This is a genomic window from Streptomyces sp. WMMB 322 (assembly GCF_900090145.1).
Lineage (GTDB): Bacteria > Actinomycetota > Actinomycetes > Streptomycetales > Streptomycetaceae > Streptomyces.
In genome coordinates this window covers 494,762-515,801 of the sequence record NZ_FMHI01000002.1, presented here as the reverse complement: position 1 = coordinate 515,801, position 21,040 = coordinate 494,762, and the positions used below count along the sequence as shown (strand labels likewise).

17 protein-coding genes and 1 pseudogene are annotated in these 21,040 nt (G+C 72.1%); 6 read left to right on the top strand and 12 right to left on the bottom strand.

The features are described from left to right. Positions 1 to 133: 133 nt before the first annotated feature. The 7 genes from H180DRAFT_RS05820 to H180DRAFT_RS05785 all read right to left on the bottom strand — a co-directional run bounded on the left by H180DRAFT_RS05820 (position 134) and on the right by H180DRAFT_RS05785 (position 9,637). Entirely contained in the window at positions 134 to 565 is a 432-nt protein-coding gene (locus tag H180DRAFT_RS05820) for a roadblock/LC7 domain-containing protein (RefSeq protein WP_055484859.1), read from the bottom strand. Then, positions 565 to 3,441 carry a sensor histidine kinase gene (locus H180DRAFT_RS05815; RefSeq protein ID WP_254665894.1) on the bottom strand — a complete coding sequence of 959 codons (2,877 nt, stop codon included), beginning with the start codon at positions 3,439 to 3,441 and terminating at the stop codon, positions 565 to 567. Before H180DRAFT_RS05815 ends, H180DRAFT_RS05820 begins: the two co-directional genes overlap by 1 nt. Positions 3,442 to 3,542: 101 nt before the next feature. Further along, on the bottom strand, positions 3,543 to 4,343 hold the full coding sequence (locus tag H180DRAFT_RS05810) for an MHYT domain-containing protein (RefSeq protein ID WP_055484857.1): 801 nt from the start codon (positions 4,341 to 4,343) through the stop codon (positions 3,543 to 3,545). A 529-nt stretch (positions 4,344 to 4,872) separates the two neighbouring features. Beyond that, positions 4,873 to 5,841: a DUF3048 domain-containing protein gene (locus tag H180DRAFT_RS05805; RefSeq protein ID WP_055484856.1), complete on the bottom strand. Its 969-nt coding sequence runs from the start codon at positions 5,839 to 5,841 to the stop codon at positions 4,873 to 4,875. 236 nt (positions 5,842 to 6,077) lie between these two features. Further along, positions 6,078 to 6,848 (bottom strand): SDR family NAD(P)-dependent oxidoreductase, encoded by a 771-nt coding sequence (locus H180DRAFT_RS05800; protein ID WP_055484855.1) that lies wholly within the window; start codon positions 6,846 to 6,848, stop codon positions 6,078 to 6,080. Positions 6,849 to 7,007: 159 nt separating this feature from the next. Continuing rightward, positions 7,008 to 7,694, bottom strand: coding sequence for a flavodoxin family protein (locus H180DRAFT_RS05795; protein WP_055484949.1), 687 nt, complete (start codon positions 7,692 to 7,694; stop codon positions 7,008 to 7,010). Between the two features lie 611 nt (positions 7,695 to 8,305). After that, positions 8,306 to 9,637: an SMP-30/gluconolactonase/LRE family protein gene (locus H180DRAFT_RS05785; RefSeq protein ID WP_254665893.1), complete on the bottom strand. Its 1,332-nt coding sequence runs from the start codon at positions 9,635 to 9,637 to the stop codon at positions 8,306 to 8,308. A 401-nt stretch (positions 9,638 to 10,038) separates the two neighbouring features. Here H180DRAFT_RS05785 and H180DRAFT_RS05780 point away from each other — a divergent pair, with 401 nt between their 5' ends. After that, on the top strand, positions 10,039 to 10,665 hold the full coding sequence (locus H180DRAFT_RS05780; protein WP_055484853.1) for a GntR family transcriptional regulator: 627 nt from the start codon (positions 10,039 to 10,041) through the stop codon (positions 10,663 to 10,665). 284 nt (positions 10,666 to 10,949) lie between these two features. Here H180DRAFT_RS05780 and H180DRAFT_RS05775 read toward each other — a convergent pair whose 3' ends face one another. Next, complete coding sequence (locus tag H180DRAFT_RS05775) at positions 10,950 to 11,753, bottom strand: carbon-nitrogen hydrolase family protein (RefSeq protein WP_055484852.1); 804 nt, start codon at positions 11,751 to 11,753, stop codon at positions 10,950 to 10,952. Positions 11,754 to 11,916: 163 nt separating this feature from the next. Next, positions 11,917 to 13,290, bottom strand: coding sequence for an MFS transporter (locus H180DRAFT_RS05770; protein ID WP_055484948.1), 1,374 nt, complete (start codon positions 13,288 to 13,290; stop codon positions 11,917 to 11,919). 245 nt (positions 13,291 to 13,535) lie between these two features. Here H180DRAFT_RS05770 and H180DRAFT_RS30295 point away from each other — a divergent pair, with 245 nt between their 5' ends. After that, positions 13,536 to 14,342 (top strand): DUF2848 domain-containing protein, encoded by an 807-nt coding sequence (locus H180DRAFT_RS30295; RefSeq protein ID WP_055484851.1) that lies wholly within the window; start codon positions 13,536 to 13,538, stop codon positions 14,340 to 14,342. A gap of 5 nt (positions 14,343 to 14,347) precedes the next feature. Here the strand turns inward: H180DRAFT_RS30295 and H180DRAFT_RS05755 are convergent, their stop codons facing one another. Further along, entirely contained in the window at positions 14,348 to 15,079 is a 732-nt protein-coding gene (locus H180DRAFT_RS05755; RefSeq protein ID WP_055484850.1) for a GntR family transcriptional regulator, read from the bottom strand. A 270-nt stretch (positions 15,080 to 15,349) separates the two neighbouring features. Between H180DRAFT_RS05755 and H180DRAFT_RS05750 the strand changes: the two genes are divergently transcribed. From H180DRAFT_RS05750 to H180DRAFT_RS05740, 4 genes and pseudogenes are all read left to right on the top strand, one after another. After that, complete coding sequence (locus tag H180DRAFT_RS05750) at positions 15,350 to 16,711, top strand: MFS transporter (RefSeq protein ID WP_079099860.1); 1,362 nt, start codon at positions 15,350 to 15,352, stop codon at positions 16,709 to 16,711. A 97-nt stretch (positions 16,712 to 16,808) separates the two neighbouring features. Beyond that, positions 16,809 to 17,645 (top strand): putative hydro-lyase, encoded by an 837-nt coding sequence (locus H180DRAFT_RS05745; protein WP_055484849.1) that lies wholly within the window; start codon positions 16,809 to 16,811, stop codon positions 17,643 to 17,645. A 5-nt stretch (positions 17,646 to 17,650) separates the two neighbouring features. Next, positions 17,651 to 17,755, top strand: a pseudogene (locus tag H180DRAFT_RS28465) (type II toxin-antitoxin system VapC family toxin); the annotation flags it as partial. A gap of 147 nt (positions 17,756 to 17,902) precedes the next feature. Then, positions 17,903 to 18,361, top strand: a complete 459-nt coding sequence (locus H180DRAFT_RS05740) for a nuclear transport factor 2 family protein (RefSeq protein ID WP_055484946.1) — start codon at positions 17,903 to 17,905, stop codon at positions 18,359 to 18,361. A gap of 108 nt (positions 18,362 to 18,469) precedes the next feature. Here H180DRAFT_RS05740 and H180DRAFT_RS05735 read toward each other — a convergent pair whose 3' ends face one another. Both H180DRAFT_RS05735 and H180DRAFT_RS05730 read right to left on the bottom strand, forming a co-directional pair. Next, positions 18,470 to 19,540, bottom strand: a complete 1,071-nt coding sequence (locus tag H180DRAFT_RS05735; RefSeq protein WP_079099885.1) for a DUF3048 domain-containing protein — start codon at positions 19,538 to 19,540, stop codon at positions 18,470 to 18,472. Between the two features lie 221 nt (positions 19,541 to 19,761). Further along, the gene (locus H180DRAFT_RS05730) at positions 19,762 to 20,568 is read right to left on the bottom strand and encodes a class I SAM-dependent methyltransferase (RefSeq protein ID WP_055484848.1); all 807 of its coding nucleotides are present in this window, start codon (positions 20,566 to 20,568) and stop codon (positions 19,762 to 19,764) included. Positions 20,569 to 21,040: the final 472 nt, after the last annotated feature.

Here is a 21,040-nt window from a genome sequence, read left to right as displayed (position 1 = left end):
GACCAGCGGCCCGGCTTCGTCGTCGAACCACTCCGGGTGCTCGGGAGGTGCCTCCGGCTGCGGTCCGCTCGGCGCGGCGCCGCGCGAACCGTCGTCGAACCAGCTCCTGTTGGACTCGGTCATGACGTTCCGGTCACTCCTGCGCCGCCGAGGCGGGCAGCGATCCGCCGGAACGGACCGGCACCCCGAGGTGTTCGGCCACGCGCCTCACCAGCCGTGCCATCTCGTAGGCGACCAGGCCCACATCGGCGTCGGCTTCCGTGAACAGGGAGAGGCACGAGCCTTCGCCCGCCGCGGCGACGAAGAGGAACCCGCCTTCCAGCTCGACCATCGTCTGCACGACGTGACCTGCCTGGAAGTGCCGGCCCACGCCCTTCGCCAGGCTGTGGAAGCCGGACGCGATGGCGGCGAAGCGCTCGCCGTCGTCCCGTGAGAGACCGGCGGACGCCCCGATGGCCAGTCCGTCCCCGGAGAGCACGACCGCGGATCTGACCTGCGGCACCTGGGAGACCAACTCGTCCAGCAGCCAGTTGAGTTCGCCGGTTGTTTCCATCGTCCCGGACATCAGGCGTCGTCTCCTTGTGAGGGTGTCTCGGCTGTCTCCCCCGTGTCGCGTCCGGCGGCGCTGCCGCCGGAGTCGCGCCGCGGAACGGACGGCGGCCGCTCCTCCGCGGACTCGTCCCCGGCCGTGTGTCCGGCCCCGGGTCTCCCTCCGTCTCCGTCCGCTTCTCCGGGCGCGGGTCCGCGCGCGTGTTCGTCGGCGCCGCCCCCGCTGAGCCACCCGCTGCGGAGGGCGGCCATGGTGGCGCGGGCCCGGTCCGGCGTCCGCTGTGCGGCGGGGGCCGACGGCGTCGCGGGCCCGCTGCCGTACGGAGCGGTGCCCGTCGGGGAGTCGGGTTCGTCGCGCAACTGCGGCGCGAGGCTCGCCTGTCGCACCCGGCGCGGCAGCGGCGCGGGCTCACCGGGCCCGGCCGGTGCCTGCGACGGGTGATCGGCCGGCGCCTGCGGCCCGGACCCGGACGGCGCCTGCGGCGGGGACCCGGACGGAACGTGCGGCGCGGGCGCGGTCCCGGCAGGCCCCTGCGGCGCGGGCGCGGTCCCGGACTGCTCCTGCGGCGGGGAGGACCGCTCCGGTTCGGCGATGGGCAGCGGCCCCGGAGGCGCCTGCATGCCCGGCTCCGGGACACCGTGCGCGGCGACGGCACCGCCGGCACCGTGGCCCGCGCCGGCCGGGCGGGTGATGTGCCCCGCGCCCACCCGCTCGCGGGTCCTGTGCGCCGCGGTCCGCCGGGCCTGCAGTACGGGCGACTCCCCCGGCTGCGGCTGGTGTTCGGGCGGTCTTCCGTCCGCCGCGCCGGGCTGACCCGCCGGCGCGTCCCGCTCCAGCAGCTCCTCGGGGACGAGCACCACGGCCGTGACGCCGCCGTACGCGGAGCGCTGCAACGAGACCTGGATGTCGCGGCGGTGGGCGAGCCGGTTGACGACGAACAGACCGAGGCGGTCCGTGTCGAGCAGGTCCACCTGCGAGGCGTCCGCGATCTTGCGGTTCGCGTCCTCCAGGGACTCGCGGCTCATTCCGAGACCGCGGTCCTCGATCTCCAGCGCGAGGCCCGTGCCCACGCGTTCGCCGCGCACCCGCACCTTGGTGTGGGGCGGGGAGAACACCACGGCGTTCTCGACGAGTTCGGCCACGAGGTGCGTGAGGTCGGCGACGGCCGCCCCGGAGACGCGGACCGACTCGGCGACCCGGACCTCGACGCGGGTGAAGTCCTCGACCTCCGCCACCGCCGCCCGCACCACGTCGAGCATCGGCACCGGCCTGCGCCAGCCGCGCACCGGCGCGGCGCCGGAGAGGATGATCAGGCTCTCGGCGTGACGGCGCATCCGCGTGGTGAGGTGGTCGAGCCGGAAGAGGTCCTCCAGCTCGGCGGGATCGTCGACGCGGCGCTCCATGCTGTCGAGCAGGCTGAGCTGCCGGTGCAGCAGCACCTGGCTGCGGCGGGCCAGCTTCACGTACACCCCGGAGATGCCGCTGAGCACTTCGGCGCGCTCCGCGGCGGCCTTGATGGCGGCGCGGTGCACCGCGTTCAGCGCGGAGCCGACCTGGCCGATCTCGTCGTCGCCGCGCCGCTGGACCGGGGCTTCGGCATCGATGTCGACCTCCTCGCCGGAGTGCAGCCGGCGCAGCGACTGGGGAAGCTTGTGTCCCGCCATCTCCAGGGCCGAGTTGCGCATGCCGACGAGTTCGACGACGAGCCCGCGGCCGATCTGCATCGAGATCAGCAGCGAGAGCAGCACGCCCGCCAGGCCGAGGACCACCGCCACGCCGGAGCTGCCGATGACGTCGAAGGAGAACGGCTCGGCCTTGCCTGCTGCGGTGGTGCTCGCCTTGCGCTCCGCTGCCCGCAGGTCCCGCAGGACGGACCCGGCGGCCTCGTCCCAAGAGACGGCGGAGACGCCGGATGCGACCTTGCCCGGCCCGGCGTCCTCCAACGCCTTTTCCATGGAGGCGAGTTGTCTGTACTGGTCGCTGCCGGCGGCCGCGCGGTAGGCGGGTCGGTCGGCCGGCCGCAGGTCGTCGACGGCGGGCTTCAGCAGCGTCCGGTGGGCGGAGACGGAACCGGTGAAGAGACGGAACCCCTCCCGGGTCATCTGCTTCCCGGCGAGCGCGGCACCGACCACGGCGTCCTCGCGGGCGATCATCTCCCTGGCCCGGGAGAGCTCCTGGACGACGCGTGCCTCGGAGGCGACGGCCTCGTCCTGGTCGTGTCCCGGTCCTGAGGGGGCCACGCCGGTCAGCGCACCGCCCACGGCGAATCCGAGTTCGATCGTCTCCGTGTACGCGGTGTAGGCGTCCTCCCAGCCGGTCTTCTCCGCGGTCACGCCCTTGCGCAGGGCCGGCAGCCGCTTCGAGGCGTCCGTCAACCGGTCGGTCCTGGCGGGCAGTTCGGACTGGAGCGCGGCGGTGTCGGTGCTGCTGGCGTCGATGCCGCGCCGGAGGCTCGCGGCGGCCGAGTCCGTGGACTTGGCGCGGGTGTTGAGCACGCCGAGCCGCGCGGCGTCCGGATTCGCCAGATAGCGCGCCGCCGCGCTCCGCTCGTTCTGGAGCGCGGTGATGTAGTCGCTCGTGGGGGCGAGGAGGTTGGCGCTGACCTCCTTGAACCGGGAGATGTCGGAGACGCTCTGGGCGGTTGTGACCGTCGCGAAGCCCCACAGCGCCATCAGCGAGACGACGGGCACCATCAGCAGCGAAACGATCTTCGCCCGGACGGACTTGGGACGCAGCCGCGCCGGCACCGGTGACCACGGGCGCCCGGAACGCGGAGCCTGCGGCTCACGGAACGCGTGTTTGGGCCCGCTCTGCGGAGCGGGTGGCAGGGACGGCGGGCTCTCGTCGTCGTGTCGGCCCTCGACCTGGACCGGCGCGCGGCTTGGACGCATGACTTCCTCGATGGGGGAGTGACGGATGGGCGCCTGGTCAGGGCGTTGATGTCTCGGTGCGGCGGGAGCGGACTCCGGCGGCGCGGTGCGGGCCGGGGGCGTCAGGGCGCCGGGATCTCGACTCCGTGCCGCTCGACCTCGTGGAGGCGCCGTTCGGCCGACTCGGATTCCCGGCGCTGCTGCGCGGTGGGCGACAGTGCGACGAATGCGGAGGTGAGGAAGAGGAAGGAGCCGAGGACCACCGTGAGCGGGAAGATGAACTCCGTTGCGGTGGCGCCCGGGAGGACCGTCCGGCCCGGCGAGAGCTGGATGCTCACGGCGGCCATGCCGGTGTAGTGCATGCTGCTGACGGCCAGTCCCATGACGAGGGAGGCGACGGTGGCGCCGGCCGCGCCGTGCACCGTGAGCGCCGCCCACAGGCCGGCGGTCGCGGCGGCCACGGCGATCACCACCGACAGGCCCACCAGCACCGGGTCGTAGCCGACGTCCCCGTGGAGCCGCAGCGCGGCCATGCCGATGTAGTGCATGGCGGCGACCCCGATCCCGGTGCCGAGCCCGCCCAGCAGCAGGGAGCGGATGCGTGAACGGCCCTGCCCGACCGTGAAGACGCCGGCGCCCACGACGAGGACGGCGACGAGGAGGCTGAGCACGGTGAGCGGTACGTCGTAGCGGATCGCCGAGCCCGAGACGCCGAAGCCGAGCATGGCGACGAAGTGCATGGTCCAGATGCCCGAGCCGATCGCCAGGGCGGCGGTAAGCAGCCAGTTGCGGCGTGACTTGGCGGACGAAGCGGCGAGCGCGCGGACGGTGCAACGCAGTCCGAGCCCCGAGCCGACGCACGCCATCACATAAGAGATCACGGGCGTCAGCCACCCGTAAGTGAAGTGATGCATCTGGCCCACAGGAGTCCCCTTTGTGACGGCTGATCCGGGGCGTCGGACGCTAACACAGGAAATTCACACCTGGCAGAAGTCATTCCGCATTCTGCAGGGCACAGGCACGCGTACTCCCCGGTATACCTCTGGTAACGATCCGCACGTCAGAGCCGGTACCGAAGCCGGACGAATGGCATCCGAATCTCAACTCCCGTATTCCGGCGGCGTGTTGGAATTGTGTGGCTCGTGAGGCAGCACACCGGCGCCACGAACGGAAAGGAATGACGGAGGGTCAGGAAATCGTTGGAATCCCGGTGGCCGACAACGGGATTCACAGCCGGGAAATACATTTACGGAAGCCTTGAAACACCCGAGTCCTTCACCAACGGGCATAACGTGACAATGAATTCATTCAGGGAAACCGGGTCAAGGCAGTCCGAACCCGGCGCGTCGTTCGCGCGCAGAACGGCACGGCACACAACGACCCGGCGGCCCTTGGCGCTTCGGCCCGAACGGACCTCGGCCTGCTGTAACCCCGCCCGAGCGGACCGCGTACTCAGCCGGACGGCGCGAGCGCCACCCACACCTGGCCGCGCGCGAAAGCCAGCCGCTTCCCGTCCGCATCGGTGAACGTCGTGCCGCCCGTCGCCGACGGACGCTCCCAGCGGGCCTCGTACTCCTTGCCGTCCCGCAGCACCAGCGCCCGCCCCTCGCCCACCGACTCGGTGAACGGGGTGATGTTGCCGCCCCTGTCACCGAGCTCGGAGTCGCGGATCTTCACGTACTGCACCACAACTGTGGCCGCCTCCAGCCGTCCGGCGTCGGTCGTACGGGCCGGGGAGCCGTCCATGGAGACCAGCCAACGTCCCCTGTCCGCCGACCAGTCGAAGGAGAAGCGCGCGGACGGGAAGCGGACACTGCGCCCCGGCGTCTTCCGGCCCCCGTCCGGCGCGGCACCGAATCGGAACCCGATGTCGCGGGGCGCCCCCACGTCGGCGGCCGCGTCCGAGGCGAGAGCACGGCCGGGACGCAGATAGAGATTGTGCGGTGCGGGCCGGTCGCCTTTGCGTACGTACGCCTCGCGCACACGCCCCGGGAAGAGCGCGGCCAACGGCGCCGATTCGATCCTGGAACGCAGCTTGGACTGGACGCCGGAGTAGGCGAGACCGGGGTGGTCGAACTGGCGCAGCAGCTCCAGGTCGGACTCGCGGGCGCTGCGCACGGGCCCGACGAGCGACGGGAGCCGGGAGGCGAAGACAGCCATTATCCGGGTGAGGCCGGCCTCGACCTGCTCGATGTAGACGATGTCGGCCTTGCCCAGACCGGTGTGCGGCCTGGCTGCCTCAACGTTGTCGATCTTGACCGCCAGCACCTTGTCGCCGGCGCCCTTCCGGCCGGTGAACGGCGAACGCTCCCCGTCGTCGCCACCCCCGCCTCCGCCGCCGTCACCGGAGTCGCAGGCCGCTCCCAGCAGCGACAGCCCCGCCGTCAGCAGCACCGCCCGCCGCGTCCCCGTCCATTCCATGGCGACCGCCTCCTCCGCGTCTGAGGGGAGCGTTCCCCGTGGGCGGGCACCGACGGCACGAGGCGGCCGAGAAATGTCCGTATGGCCGCCGGAGCGGCTCGGGAACGAAGCTGCCGTCGCGGGCCGGGGGCGGACGGCGGCGGCGAAGGACGGCGGCGGACCGGTGGCGGCGGACCGGCGGCGGCAGCCCTCCGCGGACCGCCGCCGTCGCGTCGTCCGGCCGTCGCGCTCATGGGTCAATTGCCGTACCGCGCGCCCCCGTTGACCTGCACGATCTGGCCGGTGACATGCTGCGCGCCCGGCGACGCCAGCCAGTGAACGGTCTCCGCCACGTCGGCGGGCGTGCCGACGCGGCCGGTGACCGTCTGCCCGATCAGCATCCGGCGGCGTTCCTCCGTCATGCGGCCGCCGAAGAAATCCGTCTGCTCGATGTAGCCGGGAGCCACGGCGTTGACCGTCGCTCCGTGCGGACCGAGCCGGCCCGCCATGTCGTACGCGAACGGATGCAGCGCCGCCTTCGCCGCCGCGTACGAACCCGTACCGGAACCGCGGTACGCCGCGATGGAGCTGACCAGCACGACACGGCGGCCGGGCTCCTGAAGGAGGTCGCCGAGCGCCTCGGTGAGGAGAACCGCCGTGAGCACGTTGGCGTCGAAGTTCGACCTCCACTGCCGTGCGACACCGGCGAGGCCGCCGGGCACCTTCCCTTCGTCGGAGGACAGTTCGGCGTTGCCGCCCGCGTTGTTGACCAGCACATCGACGCGCCCGTAGCGCCTGCCGGTCTCGTCGCGCACGCGCTGCGCCTCCTCCGGCACGGTGAGGTCGGCGGCGAGGGTCCTAATCTCCCCGCACACGTCGCCGTCCGCCGCCAGCGCCTCCGCGGCCTCCCGCAACACCGCCTCCCGGCGCCCCACGAGCAGCACGCGGTCACCGTCGGCCGCGAACCTGCGGGCGACGGCGCGCCCGATCCCCGTACCCCCGCCGCTGACGACCACGACCCTTGCCATCCCGGACCCTCTCTCATCCCGTCCTCACCGGGCGGGAGTCACCCCGCGACGCCCGGCCTGCCGCAGCAGGTTACGCGGGACCGGCTGGGTACCCGCGACGCAGGACGCCGCGGGGGCGTGGGGGTGCCGGGATGCGGGTCGCGGGGATGCGGGGGCGCGTCACCTGTGCTCGGGGTTGTCGTGGTCGTGGCGGCAGCCCGCGTCCCAGGACGTGCGCTGGTTGCCGTACGCGGGCACGCCCCCGGCGTCCTTCAGCATCCGCGCCAAGTGCATCAGGTTCCACGTCATGAAGGAGACGTTGCGATTGGTGAAGCTGTTCTCCGGGCCGCCGGAACCCGGGTCGAGGTACGAGGGCCCCGGCCCGGCCTCGCCGATCCAGCCGGCGTCGGCCTGCGGAGGAATGGTGTAGCCGAGGTGCTGGAGGCTGTAGAGCACGTTCATCGCGCAGTGCTTGACGCCGTCCTCGTTCCCCGTGATGAGGCAGCCGCCGACCCGCCCGTAGTACGAGTACTGTCCACGGTCGTTGAGGAGGCTGGAGCAGGCATAGAGGCGCTCGATGACGCGCTTGGTCACGGAGCTGTTGTCGCCGAGCCAGATCGGGCCGGCCAGCACGAGGATGTCGGAGTCCAGGACCTGCTGGTACAGCTCGGGCCAGGCGTCGCTCTCCCAGCCGTGCTCCGTCATGTCGGGCCAGACGCCGGTGGCGATGTCGCGGTCGACGGCTCTGACCACGTCGACCCGCACGCCCTGCCCGGTCATGATCGCGGCGCAGCGGTCGATGAGTCCCCGGGTGTTGCTCGTCTCCGGTGACCGCTTGAGCGTGCAGTTGAAGATCAGCGCGCGCAGGTCGTCGTAGCGCGCGGGCGGCGGTCCCGGCTCTTGCCGGTCCTGCTGTGACTCACCGGGAGTGGGGGACGCGTTCACATGCGCTCCTTCACGAGGCCGACGACGGCCGGCAACGGGTCGACGGGCGGCGGCAGGGGTCGGATGCGTACATCGTGCGGAGGCGGACGGGCGGTGTGCTCGCACCGCTGCCGAACGGCGTCCTCGGCGTCATGGGAACCACCCCGTCGGCCCAGCCGCCCGACCTCCGGGCCCACCCGGGAGAGCGCGCCACGGCTCGGGCTGTCCTCCCGTGCGGGCCCGGAGGCAAGTGCCGTTCGGGCGCCGGGAGTTGAATGCCTCCGGGTGCCCAGGGATGACTCCGGATCACTCCGGATGACTCCCGTCCGACGGGCCGGGGCAGCCCTCCGGCTGGTGACGCGGGGGTGCGGCGGCCCCGCCGGCGGCGCGGGTCACGGCGTTGCGGGCCAGGCACAGCGGGGCAGGGCATCGGCGGGAGACGACGTTGCGGGGCAGGGCATCGGCGGGGCACGGCGTTGCCCCCGTCAGGCCGTGACCCGCAACGCCGTGACCCGCTCGTCGGTGTCCCGTCGGCGCGTCCTCGACCCGTCCCGTCAGCGCTTGACCCGGACTGCCGCGGTGTCCGTGGCGGGCTTGTGGGCGTCGGTCCCGGAGAAGGACGCGCGGTAGCCGTCGCGGACCAGGTCGCGGAGGAGACGGCCGACCTGCGCCCGGCTGCCGCGGATCGTGGCCTCGCACCGGGCGAGGCCCTTCTTGCCGGTGACCGCCCGGCACAGCTGCTTGCTCCGCGAGGCGTTGCTGAACTCGACCGTCCGGCCGGCGAGCGGCCTGCCGTGCGCACCGGTCAGTTTCGCGGAAAGGCCCCTCACCTTCAGCAGCGGAGGACCGGTCCCGCGTTCGGCGGTCGCCGGGCGTGCCTCGAGCCGGGTGCCCGCGGGCTCCTTCCGGACCGCGAGGCCGACGGGAGTGGTCAGCCCCACCAGGGGCACAGTGGTCTGCCCGCCGCCGCCCGAAGGCACCCGGACGACCCGGTCGTTCCCGAAGTCCGCGACGTACAGCGCGCGTTCACGGTCGAGCGCCAGTCCCTGCGGGCTCGCCAGGCCGCTGGTGGGCACCGTCGTCTGCCCGGACCCGGCCGTCCGCACCTTCACCACCCGGTTGTTGCCGGAGTCCGAGATGTAGAGCCGGTCGCCGCGCGGGCCGAGCGCCAGGCCGGTCGGCTGGGAGAGACCGCTCGTGGGGACGGTGGTCTGCGCGCCTCCGCCCGTCGGCACCTTCACCACACGGTCGTTGACGAAGTCGGAGATGTAGAGCTCGTTCCGCTTCTCGTCGAGCGCCAGGCCGTCCGGGTGGAGAAGGCCCTCAGTGGGGACGGTCGTCTGCCCGCCTCCCGCGGCCACCTTCACCACACGGTCGTTGAAGCTGTCGGCGATGTAGAGGTCTCCGGCCTTGCTGAGCGCCAGCCCGAGGGGACGCAGCAGGCCCTCGGTGGGGACGGTCGTCTGTTCGCCTGCCGCAGTGACCTTCACGATCCGGCTGTTGACGGTGTCGGAGATGTACAGGGCGCCGCCACGGTCGAACGCCAGATAGGTCGGACGGGACAGTCCCGTGGTGGGAACCGCGCTCTGCGGGCCTTCCGGGAGGAGGAACTTCTGGACGTCGTTCGAGGCGAAGTCGCTGACGTACAGGGCCTCGCCGCCCCCGCCCGGCGGCTTGCCGCCGCCCGGCGCAGGTGCGGCCGGGGCGGCGCCCAGCCCGGCCGTGCACAGGACGGCGACCGCCGTCATGGCCGTCGCGCGGCGGCGCCACGAACGGCCGTGCGGGAGAAGGCGTTTCCACCACGGCTGTCGTCGCGCGCGTGGTGCACGTGACGGTTCCCGGGAGTCCGGGTCGCCGGAGTGGTCGCGGAGTGGAGAGGGGCTCATCGACACCCACCTGTTCTGGGCCGCGGGGCTGTGCCGTTGGACCCGGGGGACGGCGGGCGCCCCCGTGGGTCTCGCAGAAGGAGCGAAGGGAGCGCCGTTGACATGACGGGCCGTCATCACGACCGAGCACCCCGAGCGGGGCCGGCAGCGCACCGCGGAGCGGTCCGTCAGCGGCGACACTAGGAAGCCGCTCACGCGGCGCGGACTCACCACGCCAGCCGGTGCCGTCGTCCACCCGAAGGCGGGCGGGCTGGACAAGGCGCGTGCAGATGGTGTGTAGTCCGTATACAGCCTGTATGCAAGAAGCGTGTGCAGGACGACGGACGCGGGGCCGCAGCCGGGCCGGCCGGCGCGCCCCCTGGGCAGGCCGGGCGCGGACGACGCCGGCGGGGAGGCTCGCTTTGACATCAGGACGCGAGAAGGCGTACCGGTTTCTCAAGGAGACCGTGCTGACCGATCCCGCGATGCAGGGGGAGTTCCTCTCCGAGCAGATGATCGCCGACCGCGTCGGCATCTCCCGCACCCCCATCCGCGAGGCGCTGCTGCTGCTCGCCGCCGAGGAACTGGTCAGCCTCGTCCCGAAAAGGGGTGCCTACATCGCGCCGCTCTCCGGCCGTGAGATCAGCGAACTGATGGAGATGCGCGCCCTGCTGGAGCGGTACGCCGCCCGCCGTACGGTCGAGACGGGCACGGCGCCCGTCGCCGAGATGGACAGGATCCTCGAGGAACAGACCGCGCTGCGCGGCAGCGAGAAGGCCAAGGAGTTCATCGAGGCCGACCACCGCTTCCACGCGACGCTCATCGCCGCCGCCGGCAACAAGCTGATGGCCAAGCAGTACGAGGCACTGCGCAGCCGCCAGGTCAGGGCCGGTGTCAGCGCCCTCTACCGCTCTCCGGGGCGGCAGAACGAGGTCTGCGCCGAACACCGCCACATCGTCACGGCGCTGGCGGCCGAACGCGCGGACGTCGCGTGCGCGGCGATCGACGACCACATCGCGGCCACGCGGCGCATCCTCACCGAGGGCTGACCGGTCGCTCACAGGGGTGCCGGCCGCGGCCCGCCACGAGGGGCCCGGCCCCGCTGGGCGCCCCCACGGGAGCGGCCGTCGGGCCGCGGTCCGCTGTCCCGCCCGGCCGAAGCGCGGGCCGTGCCCACGGCCCGGCGCCTGCGGTCGACGGGTCCGGACCCTGCGGTCCTCGGGTTCGAAGCCTTCGGTCGTACGGGCCAGAGCCTGCAGTCGCCGGGGTCGGATCCTGCGGTCGTACGGCCCAGAGCATGAGGTCGTCGGTTCTGGCCCCGCGGTCGTCCGGCTCAGAGCCTGCGGTTGTCCAGGACCGCCACCGCCCGGCGCACCTTGGCCACTTCGTCCGCGTCCACGTCGGCCACGATCAGCTCGGTCGCCTCCCCGGCCTCTTCGCGCACCTGGCCGTCAGGTCCCACGAGGAGGCTGTGCCCGACACCGGTCGGCGCCTTCGTCGGCTGCCGGATGTCCCCGTCGGGGCCGGGCGGCGCCTGGCCGACTGCGGCCACCCACAGCGTCGCGTCCAGTGCCCGCGCCCTGGTGAGCAGCCGCCAGTGGTCGAGCTTCAAGGGGCCGGCGCCCCACGACGCGGGCAGCACGGAGAGCACGGCGCCCTCGTCGGCGTGCGCGCGGAAGAGCTCCGGGAACCGTACGTCGTAGCAGGTCGCCAGGCCGACGCGCACACCCGCGACGTCGATGGTGACGACCTTCTCGCCGGGGGCGACCGTGTCCGACTCGGAGAAGCCGAACGCGTCGTACAGATGAATCTTGTCGTAGGCGGCGTCCACGTCCGGGCCGGTGGCGATCAGGGTGTTGGTGACACGGCCGTCGGACGACGGCGTGAACATCCCCGCCACCACGGTGAGTCCGTGCAGGCGGGCGATCCCGCGCACGCCCTCCGCCCACGGCCCGTCCAGCGGCTGCGCCACCGGTCCGAGCGGGATACCGAAGCGGGCCATCGCCGCTTCCGGGAAGACGGCCAGCTGTGCGCCCTCCCGGGCCGCCTGCGCGGCCATGACGTCGATGGTGCGCAGATTCTCCTCGGGGTCGGTGGCCGCGGTGAACTGGCACAGCGCTGTGCGGAGCGTCGTCACTGGCTGTCTCCTTTCCGCAAGGTCGAGCGATTCGGGTCGAAGGGGCCGGCTTGCAGCGGCCGGACTTCGAACGGTCGGGCTTCGGGCGGGCGGGCTCCGGGCGGGCGGGCTCCGGGCGCCGGCCGGGCCGGGCCGCGGTCACCGCGGCCCGGCCCGGCCGCGGTCACCGCGACTTCACGGCATAGGACGAGGAGGGAGTCCGCTCCGGACCACCCGCCCCGCTGCCGTCGCCGTTGCCGCCGACCAGCCTTGTGTACTCCTCGTCCTCCGCGTGGTCGGCGTCCCGGCCGAGCAGCACACCCGTCACCGTAAGCACGGCGGTCAGCACGATGTACCCCGCGAGCGGCAGCCAGGTGCCGAACTTGCCGAGCAGCGCGGTGAACACGAGCGGAGCGACAGCACCGCCGATGACCCCCGCCAGCGTGTACGCGAGCGAGGAACCGGTGTAGCGCAGCCGCGGGCTGAACTGCTCGGCGACGAAGGCCGCCTGCGGCCCGTAGAGCATCGAGTGGATGACGAGCGCGCCGATGACTCCCAGCACGATCAGCAGCCACGAACGCGTCTCCGCCAGCGGGAAGAAGACGAACGGCCAGACGCCCGCGGCGACGGCCGCCCCCAGATACAGGCGACGGCGGTTCCAGTGGTCGGAGAGCGCTCCCGCGAGCGGGATGAGGAAGATCTGCAGCCCGGAGCCGATGAGCACCGCGGTGAGAGCCTGGCCCCTGGGCATGCCGAGCTCCTCCGTCACGTAGGTCAGCACGAAGACGGTGAACATCGCGTAGAGGACGTCGGGCGCGACCCGGGAGAGGATCGCGGCGACCAGCGGCCTGCGCTGCTGGGCGAACACCTCCCGGACCGGGGCCTCGGGACGTTCGCCGCCCGCTTCGACCGCCTTGAAGACCGGCGTCTCCTCCAGGTGCGTGCGGACCCACAGCCCGAAGACGACCAGCACGCCGGAGAGCAGGAACGCGATGCGCCAGCCGAAGGAGAGGAACTGCTCCTCGGTCAGGATCGCCCCGAGCGCAGCGAGGGCGCCGTTGGCCATGAGGTTGCCGACGGGCGGCCCGACCTGGGCCGCGGAGGCCCAGAATCCGCGTCGCCGTGTATCGCCGAACTCACTGGAGAGCAGCACGGCGCCGCCCCATTCGCCGCCGACGCCCACACCTTGGGCGAAGCGCAGCAGGACCAGCAGCGCGGGAGCGACCGGCCCGGCCACGGCGTGTGTCGGGAGGCAGCCGATCAGGAAGGTGGCGACGCCGACGAGGACGAGCGTGGCGACGAGGACGCGCTTGCGCCCGATCACGTCGCCGAGCCGTCCGAAGACGAAGCCCCCGAGCGGGCGGGAGACGTAGCCGACCGCGTACGTGGAGAACGCGAGCAGCGTGCCCGTGAGGTGATCGCCGGAGGGGAAGAAGAGCTTCCCGAAGACGAGCGCGGACGCGGCCGAGTAGACGGCGAAGTCGTACCACTCCAGCGAGGTGCCGGTGAGGCTGGCGGTGAACGCCTTCGTCAGGTCCTTGCGGCGTGCGCGGCTCATGCCGGCGTCCTCGCCCGGACCGGCCGGAGCTGCCGGATCGCCGGGAGCTGCCGGATCGCCCGCGCCGCTGTGCGGACGAGGCTCCTCCGCTGCCGCCTTGTGCGACGTGTTGTGGTCCACGGGAGCTTCCTCACGGTCGGGTTCCTTCGGGACACGGGGCATACTTGCTGTATACAGCTCGTATGCGCAACCCTCGGGGCGCGGAATTTACCGCTGCGAAACCGAGACCGACCTGGAGGAATCCCATGACCGGCCTGACTTTCACGCTCCCCGACGGCACCCGGCGCACCGTGACCGTGCAGCGTCTGCTCAACGCCGGCTACGCGGGCCGCAGTCAGGACGACGTGGCCGCGCACGTGGCTGAGCTGGCCGAACTGGGAGTGCCCGCCCCCTCCACGACTCCGGCGCTCTACCCCGTCTCGCCCTACCTCGCGCAGCAGACCGGAAGGGTTCTCGCGCAGCACGGGAAGACCTCCGGCGAGGCCGAGTGGGCGCTCGTCGTCGACGACACCGGGGACCTGCTGCTGACGGCGGCGTGCGACCACACCGACCGCGAGCTGGAGACGTACGGCGTGGCCTGGAGCAAGAACGCCGCCCCGGACGTGCTCGCCACGAGCGCGTGGCGGCTCGACGACGTCGCCGACCGCATCGACGGTCTCACCCTTCGCGCCTGGGTGAGCGGCGCCGCCGGGGCCGACGGCCCCGCTGACACCGGCGACGAGCCCGGCACGGAGCCCACCGGCACCGACTCCGGCACCGAGCCCACCGGCACCGACTCCGACCCCCGCACCGGCGCGGGAGGCGGCCCCACGGAGCAGCTGATCCAGGACGGCACCGGCGCCGACCTGCTCCCCCCGCAGCACTGGGCGGAGGTGCTGCGCGAGCGGGGCGAACTGGAGCCGGGCACGGTGCTGATCTCCGGAACGATCCCGATGCTGCACGGCGAGGACCAGTTCGCGGGACGCTGGCGCGTCCAGCTCGGCGACCCGGCGACGGGCCGCGAGATCTCGCTGGCCTACGACGTGGTGCCCATGCCGGAGCCCATCGGCTGAGTGCTTCACGCGCCCCGGGCGCCCTGGGCGTCCCGGTCTCCGCCGGAGCCCAGGCGCTGCGCGTAGGCGGTGACGATCTGTTTGCGGGAGTCCTCCAGGTACTCCCGCAGCATCGTCTCCGCCCTCGCCGCGTCGCCCGAGCGGAGGGTGCGGAGGATCTCCCGGTTGCGTGCGAGGTAGGGCTCGTGGAGGCGGCGCGGGCTGTCCATGACGTGGAGGGCCAGCCGCAGTTCGGCCAGCACGCTGCTCATGACCTCGTCCGTGCGGGGACTTCGCGCCAGGGCGACCACCTCGCGGTGGAAGTGGATGTTCGCCGTCGCCAGGTCCCTCCATCGCCACTCCCGGGTGGCGGCCTGGCCGTCGGCGACGGTGGCGGCGAGTGCGTCGAGGCCGAACGGCGGCCCTGCCTCGGCCAGTTGGTTCACGACCCCGCATTCGATGAGTTTCCGCACGCGGTAGATGTCGAGGACGTCGTCGACGCTCAGTACGCGGACGAAGACGCCCCTGTTGAGCCGGTGTTCCAGCAGCCGTTCGTGGGTGAGCAGCCGGAACGATTCCCGCAGCGTGTTGCGGGAGATGCCGAGCACGCCGCCGACGTCGCCCTCCGACAGCCGGACCCCGGGCGGGAAGAACCCCTCGGCGATGCGGCTGCGCAGCACGTCCGCCACGCGTTCCGCCGTGCTGGTACGGCTCAACAGTGCGCGGTCGCCCGCCAGTTCGTTGTGATGCGCGGGCATCGCGGACCTCAACGCGGGCTCGTCGGGGGGCGGCAGGGCTGACGGCACCGCGCGTTGTACGGCTGGGAGCCGCGCAGGCTCCGGATCGGTCGTCTCCAACTCACGCCCCCTTCTTGCTCCCCGGCTCCCCTGGCGTCCATGCCCCGCATACAGCGCTACGAACCCCTTGAAGGATCGTTCAACGATCCTCTACGTTATCCCGGACATCGAGCAGGCACCACAGGCTCGCCCACATCCAAGACGGCGCCCTTCTCCCTCTGCGAGGTGCACATGAAAAGCAACCCGATACCGAATGCCCCCGAGGAGGGCGCAGGGTCCGAGCACGCCTCCGTACGCGATCCCGGCAGCGAACCCGTCAGCGACCCCGGCAGCGAACCCGGCTCGGGGCCGGGCGAGGGCTCCGGCGGGCCGTTCGGCTGGTTCAAGGAGCTCGGCGCCTCCGGGCGCCGCGCCTTCGCGGGCTCGTTCGGCGGCTACGCGCTGGACTCCTACGACTTCTTCACGCTGCCGCTCGGCATGGTCGCCATCGGCGCGTACTTCAGCCTCGACCCGGGCCAGACCGGCCTGCTCACCACCGTCACCCTCGTCGTCTCCGCCCTCGGCGGCGCGCTCGCGGGCATCCTCGCCGACCGCATCGGACGCGTCAGGACGCTGATCCTCACCGTCGTCACCTACGCCCTGTTCACCCTGCTGTGCGGCTTCGCCCCCAACTACGAGACGCTGCTGGTCTTCCGCGGCCTGCAGGGCCTCGGCTTCGGCGGCGAGTGGGCCGTCGGCGCGATCCTCGTCGCCGAGTACGCCACGGCGAAGAACCGGGGGCGCACCCTCGGCGTCATCCAGAGCTCGTGGGCCGTGGGCTGGGCGCTTGCGGTCATCGTCTACACGGCCGTCTTCCAGCTCTTCGACGAGTCGGTCGCCTGGCGCATCCTGTTCTGGACCGGTGCCCTTCCCGCACTGCTGATCATCTACGTGCGCCGCAACGTCACGGACGCGCCGCAGGCCGCCGAACAGCGCCTGAACAGCCGCGAACGGGGCTCCTTCTCCGCGATCTTCGAGCCCGGACTGCGGCGTATCACGCTCTTCGGCGTGCTGCTCTCCACCGGTGTGCAGGGCGGGTACTACACGCTGGCCACCTGGGTGCCCAGCTACCTCAAGACGGACCGGGGGCTGACCGTCGTGGGCACCGGCGGCTTCCTCACGTTCCTGATCTCCGGTGCCTTCATCGGCTACCTCACCGGTGGTTACCTCACCGACAAGCTGGGGCGGAAGCGCAACGTCGCGGTCTTCGCCGTGCTCTCCGCGCTCGCCGTCCTCGCCTACACCAACGTGCCGACAGGCTCCAACACCCTCGTGCTGCTGCTGGGTTTCCCGCTCGGCTTCTGCATGTCGGCCATCTTCAGCGGCTTCGGCTCCTTCCTCAGCGAGCTCTACCCGACGGCCGTACGCGGCACCGGGCAGGGCTTCGTCTACAACACGGGCCGCGCAGTCGGCGCCTTCTTCCCCACGCTGGTCGGCTTCCTCGCCAACAGCTGGGGGGTCAGCGGGGCCCTCGTCTTCGGGGCCGCCGGCTACGGAGTCGCCCTCATCGCCCTGCTGGGGCTGCCCGAGACCCGGGGCCGGGCGCTGGTCTGACCCGCCCGGCGCACCGCGTGGCCGGGCCGGTCGACTCCGGCCCGGCCACGCCGGTCGTCACAAGTGCCGCTCGCCCGACCGACGGAGGTCACACGCCATGCCCCCAGCGACACCCGCCACGACGCACGGCACACCGGCTCCCCGGCCGGCGCAGGCGACCGCGGCCGCCCGCGCCGCCGAGGCGCGGGCGCTGATCCGCGACGGCGACGCCGGCCCCACGCCCGGCCGTGCCCCCGGATACACGCAGGCCAACCTCATCTCCGTACCGCGCGACTGGGCCTACGACGTGCTGCTCTTCTGCCAGCGCAACCCCAAGCCCTGCCCGCTGCTCGACGTGACGGACCCGGGAGAGACCTCCACCGTGCTCGCCCCCGGCGCGGACCTGCGCACCGACCTGCCCGCGTACCGGGTGTGGGAGCACGGCGAACTCGTCGAGGAGCCCGCCGAAGTGACCGGCCGGTGGCGGAAGGACCTGGTGACCTTCCTCATCGGCTGCAGCTTCACCTTCGAATGGGCGCTCGCGGAGGCCGGGGTTCCGCTGCGCCACATCGAGCAGGGACGCAACGTCGCCATGTACGTCACGGACCACCCATGCCGTCCCGCGGGCGCGATGCACGGGCCGATGGTCGTCTCGATGAGGCCCGTGCCGGAGGAGTCCGTGGCCACCGCGGTCCGCGTGACGGGCCGCATGCCCGCGGTCCACGGCGCGCCCGTCCACACCGGCGACCCCGCGCTGCTCGGCATAGCGGACGTCGACGAGCCGGACTTCGGCGACCGCACCGAGCTGCACCCCGGCGACGTGCCCGTCTTCTGGGCCTGCGGCGTGACCCCGCAGGCTGCCGTGATGGCGTCCCGCCCGCCCTTCGCGATCACCCACGCACCCGGCCGGATGTTCATCACGGACGTACGGGACGAGGAGTACCTGGTCACGTGAGCCCCCTTATGATCGCGGCCATCGCCTCGTTCCACGGTCTGCCTCTCTTCACGCGGAACGCCGACGACTTCAAGGGGCTGGACAGCGCCGTGACCGTCGTGCCGGTCTGAGGACGGAGGCGGTGCGGCGCCGCACAAGGGTGGAAAAGAGGCCGGGCGTCCGGTAAGCCCCTGGAGGTGCGGGAAGGGAAGGGCGCCGCCCCGACCGCACGGAAGCCGGAGCCCGTCCGGAGCACGACGTCGAGAGAGGCACCCGACATGAACGCTCGTCCGCCACTGCCGCCGTTCACCCTGGAGACCGCACGTCAGAAGGTCCAGGCAGCCGAGGACGCGTGGAACACGCGCGACCCGCACAAGGTCTCGCTCGCCTACACGGAGGACTCGGTGTGGCGCAACCGCGACGCCTTCGTCACCGGCCGGGCGGAGATCGTCGAACTGCTGACGAAGAAGTGGGAGCGCGAACTGGAGTACGCGCTGCGCAAGGACCTGTGGACCTTCGAAGGCAACCGCATCGCCGTGCGCTTCCAGTACGAGTGCCACGACGCGGACGGCCAGTGGTGGCGCTCGTACGGCAACGAGCTGTGGGAGTTCGACCCGCAGGGCCTGATGGCGCGCCGCGAGGCCAGCATCAACGACGTGCGCATCGACGAGAGCGACCGCCGCATCTTCGGTCCGCGCCCGGAGTCCGAGCGCGGCGCCGGCATTCCGCTGCGCTGAGCGACGGCCCGCGGTGCCGGCGGCGGGCGGACGTCCCGCCGCCGGCACCGCGGGCACGCGCGTCCGCGCGCGAGGCAGGTGCCGAGGCTCAGGCCTCCTCGTGGAGGCTCAGGCCTCCTCGTAGACGAGCCATACGTTGCCGCGGTCGAAGGGCATCCGCTCACCGGTCGGCAGGGTGAAGCTCGTGCCCGACTCGGCGGTCGGGCGCTCCCACTTCGTCTCGTACGCCTTGCCGTCGCGCAGCACCGTCGCATCGCCGCTGCCGACGGTCTTCTCGTACGGCGTACCGCCGTCGTCCGGCGGCATCTCCACCTTCTGCACGATCACGGTCTTGCCGCCCAGCCGCGCCCCGCCGGTGCCCGTCGCCGGAGCACCGTCGAACGAAGTGAGCCAACGATCCTCCTTCTCCGACCAGTTGAAGGTGGTCTCGGCCGAGCCGTAGTCGACCGAGCGCTCCTTCGTGGGCTCGCCGCCCTCCGGAGCGTCGTCCGCGAAGCGGAAACCTATGTCGGCGCTCTCGCTGGCCTCCGGCGCGGTCTCGAGGAGCTCGTCCGGGTGCACGTAGAGGTTGTGCGGAGCCTCGTTGTCGCCGCCGCGGAAATAGGGCTCGGGGTACTTGTCGTGGGAGCGGGCGTGGAGCGGCGACTTCTCTATCAGGTCCTCGACTCCCGCGCGGGCACCCGAGTAGGAGAGCGCGGGACGGTCGAACATCCGCAGCTGCTCCACGTTGTACGCACGGGCACTGCGAACGGGGCCGAGCGAGTCGGGCAGCTTGCTGGAGTAGATGCCGAGCAGCCGGCTCAGCCCGCCCTCGACCTTCTCCACGACGGTGATGTCGGCGTCCTCGACCGCGGTGTGAGGGCGTGCGTCCTTGTGGTTGTCGATCTTCACTGCCAGGACGGGTGCCGGATCGGCGGGAAGCCCCGTGAAGGGGGACGTGCCCTCGCGCGCCTCGCCGGTCCCGCCCTTGCCCGGGTGCTGCGCACCGTCCGTCCGCTTCACCGTGCCCTGTGCGCCCTTCGCGCCACGGGCGTCCTTCGCGCCATGGGCGTCCTGGGCGGACGAGTAACCCGTGCCGCTCCCCGCGGCCAGAGCCACCACTGTCAGTGTGGCGAGGATGCGTGCGGTTCTGCGTATGCCTCCCGGGCCGCCGCCGGGGGACGGCGAGCCCGTGGTCATGCCCTGCATGTGAACTGCCTTCCGTCTGTGGGGGGTTGAACAGCCACCTCACCGGCGCGGGGGCGCGCCGTCAATAGCACGCGTGGCGCTTCGCAGACGGCGGGCCACGGGCGGGCGTCACCCGGGCCGGGAGCCGCATCGGACGCTCGGGACCCCGGCCCGTCCCCGGCCCGTCCCCGGCCCGGTTCCCGTTCCCCCCGTTCCCGTCCCCCCGGCAGACGTCAGTTCTCAGCAGGCACGGACGAGTCCTCGAGCGAGACCCGGATCTTGGACTGCTTGTGCGGAAGCTTCTCCCAGTCGTCCATGAAGCGGGCGGCCAGACCGTGCTTCCGCGCGAGCGCGGCCAGCGTCTCCGTCCGGTAGTAGAAGTCCTCACGCAGCACCTGGTGTTCTGCGCCTTCCGTACGGTCGAAGGTGAAGTCGAAGAAGCCGCCGGGGGCCAGGACCCGACCGACGTTGGACAGGCACTCGTCGATGACCTCGATCGGCGAGTGGGAGAAGACGCTGTGCGCATGCACGACGTCGAAGTGACCGCTCGGCAGGAAGTCGAGCTTCAGGTCGTGCGTGAGCGTCAAGTGGGGCAGTTTCTCCTGCAGTTCGTACCGGGTGAGGGTCTCCTTCGCGGAGATGAGGATGTCGGGGGAGATGTCGATGCCGTAGTAGTTGCCGGCGTCGAGGTACTGGATGAACCGCCAGCCCGCACGCAGGTTTCCGCAGCCGATGTCGAGCATGCGGTGCTGGGGCCGAAGCCCGTGCTCCTTGAGGAAGTCGAACTGCATCCGCCCCAGCGCGAGCCACCTCTCGTGGCTGCCGCTCCCGACCGCGGCCTCGGGGTTGTTCGCGGTGTCCGAGGCCATCACGGCCCGGTAGTAGCCGACATGGTCCGGGTGCCTGAACCGCAGCCAGGCGTCCCGGAGGGCACGACGCACGTACGGGGCGACCCGCCCCGGGTTGCGCAGGGCATAGGAGGCCTTGTGCGACAGCCTCGAACGGTTGGCGGTCAGTGACCGTGCGGTCCTCTTGGGCATGGCGATGTACTCCTCGGGTGTTCTGTGCCGCCCCTGACGGCCTCGATACCTTCCGGAACGAGTCACCGTCCATACCGGACACGTGCCGGACCCGTGCCGGAACGCTTTTCAAGTGCGGGACCGGTTCGGTGTCATGACGGTGCCGTGCGGGAGAGCGGCCGCCGACGCGCTGCGTACGGTCCGGCGCGCACGGCGGCGCACGGCACGCCCCGGGCCCGGCCGGTGTCCGGGCGTCCGGCGTCCGGCGTCCGGCGTCCGGGGGCGTCCGCGCATCCGCGCGTCCCAGGTCACATCGGGGACCGCGTCCGCCCCAGGACTACGCGGAAGCGCGCGAAGGACTTAAGGTCCACGTCAGGGGCAGTTCGCCCGTGATCCCCGCACGTCTTCCGCGACCCGGACGCCATGGCCCGGGGCCGGACGACAGCGAGCCCCAGACGGCACCGCGGTCCAGGGGGACCCGGGGCCCAGTGAT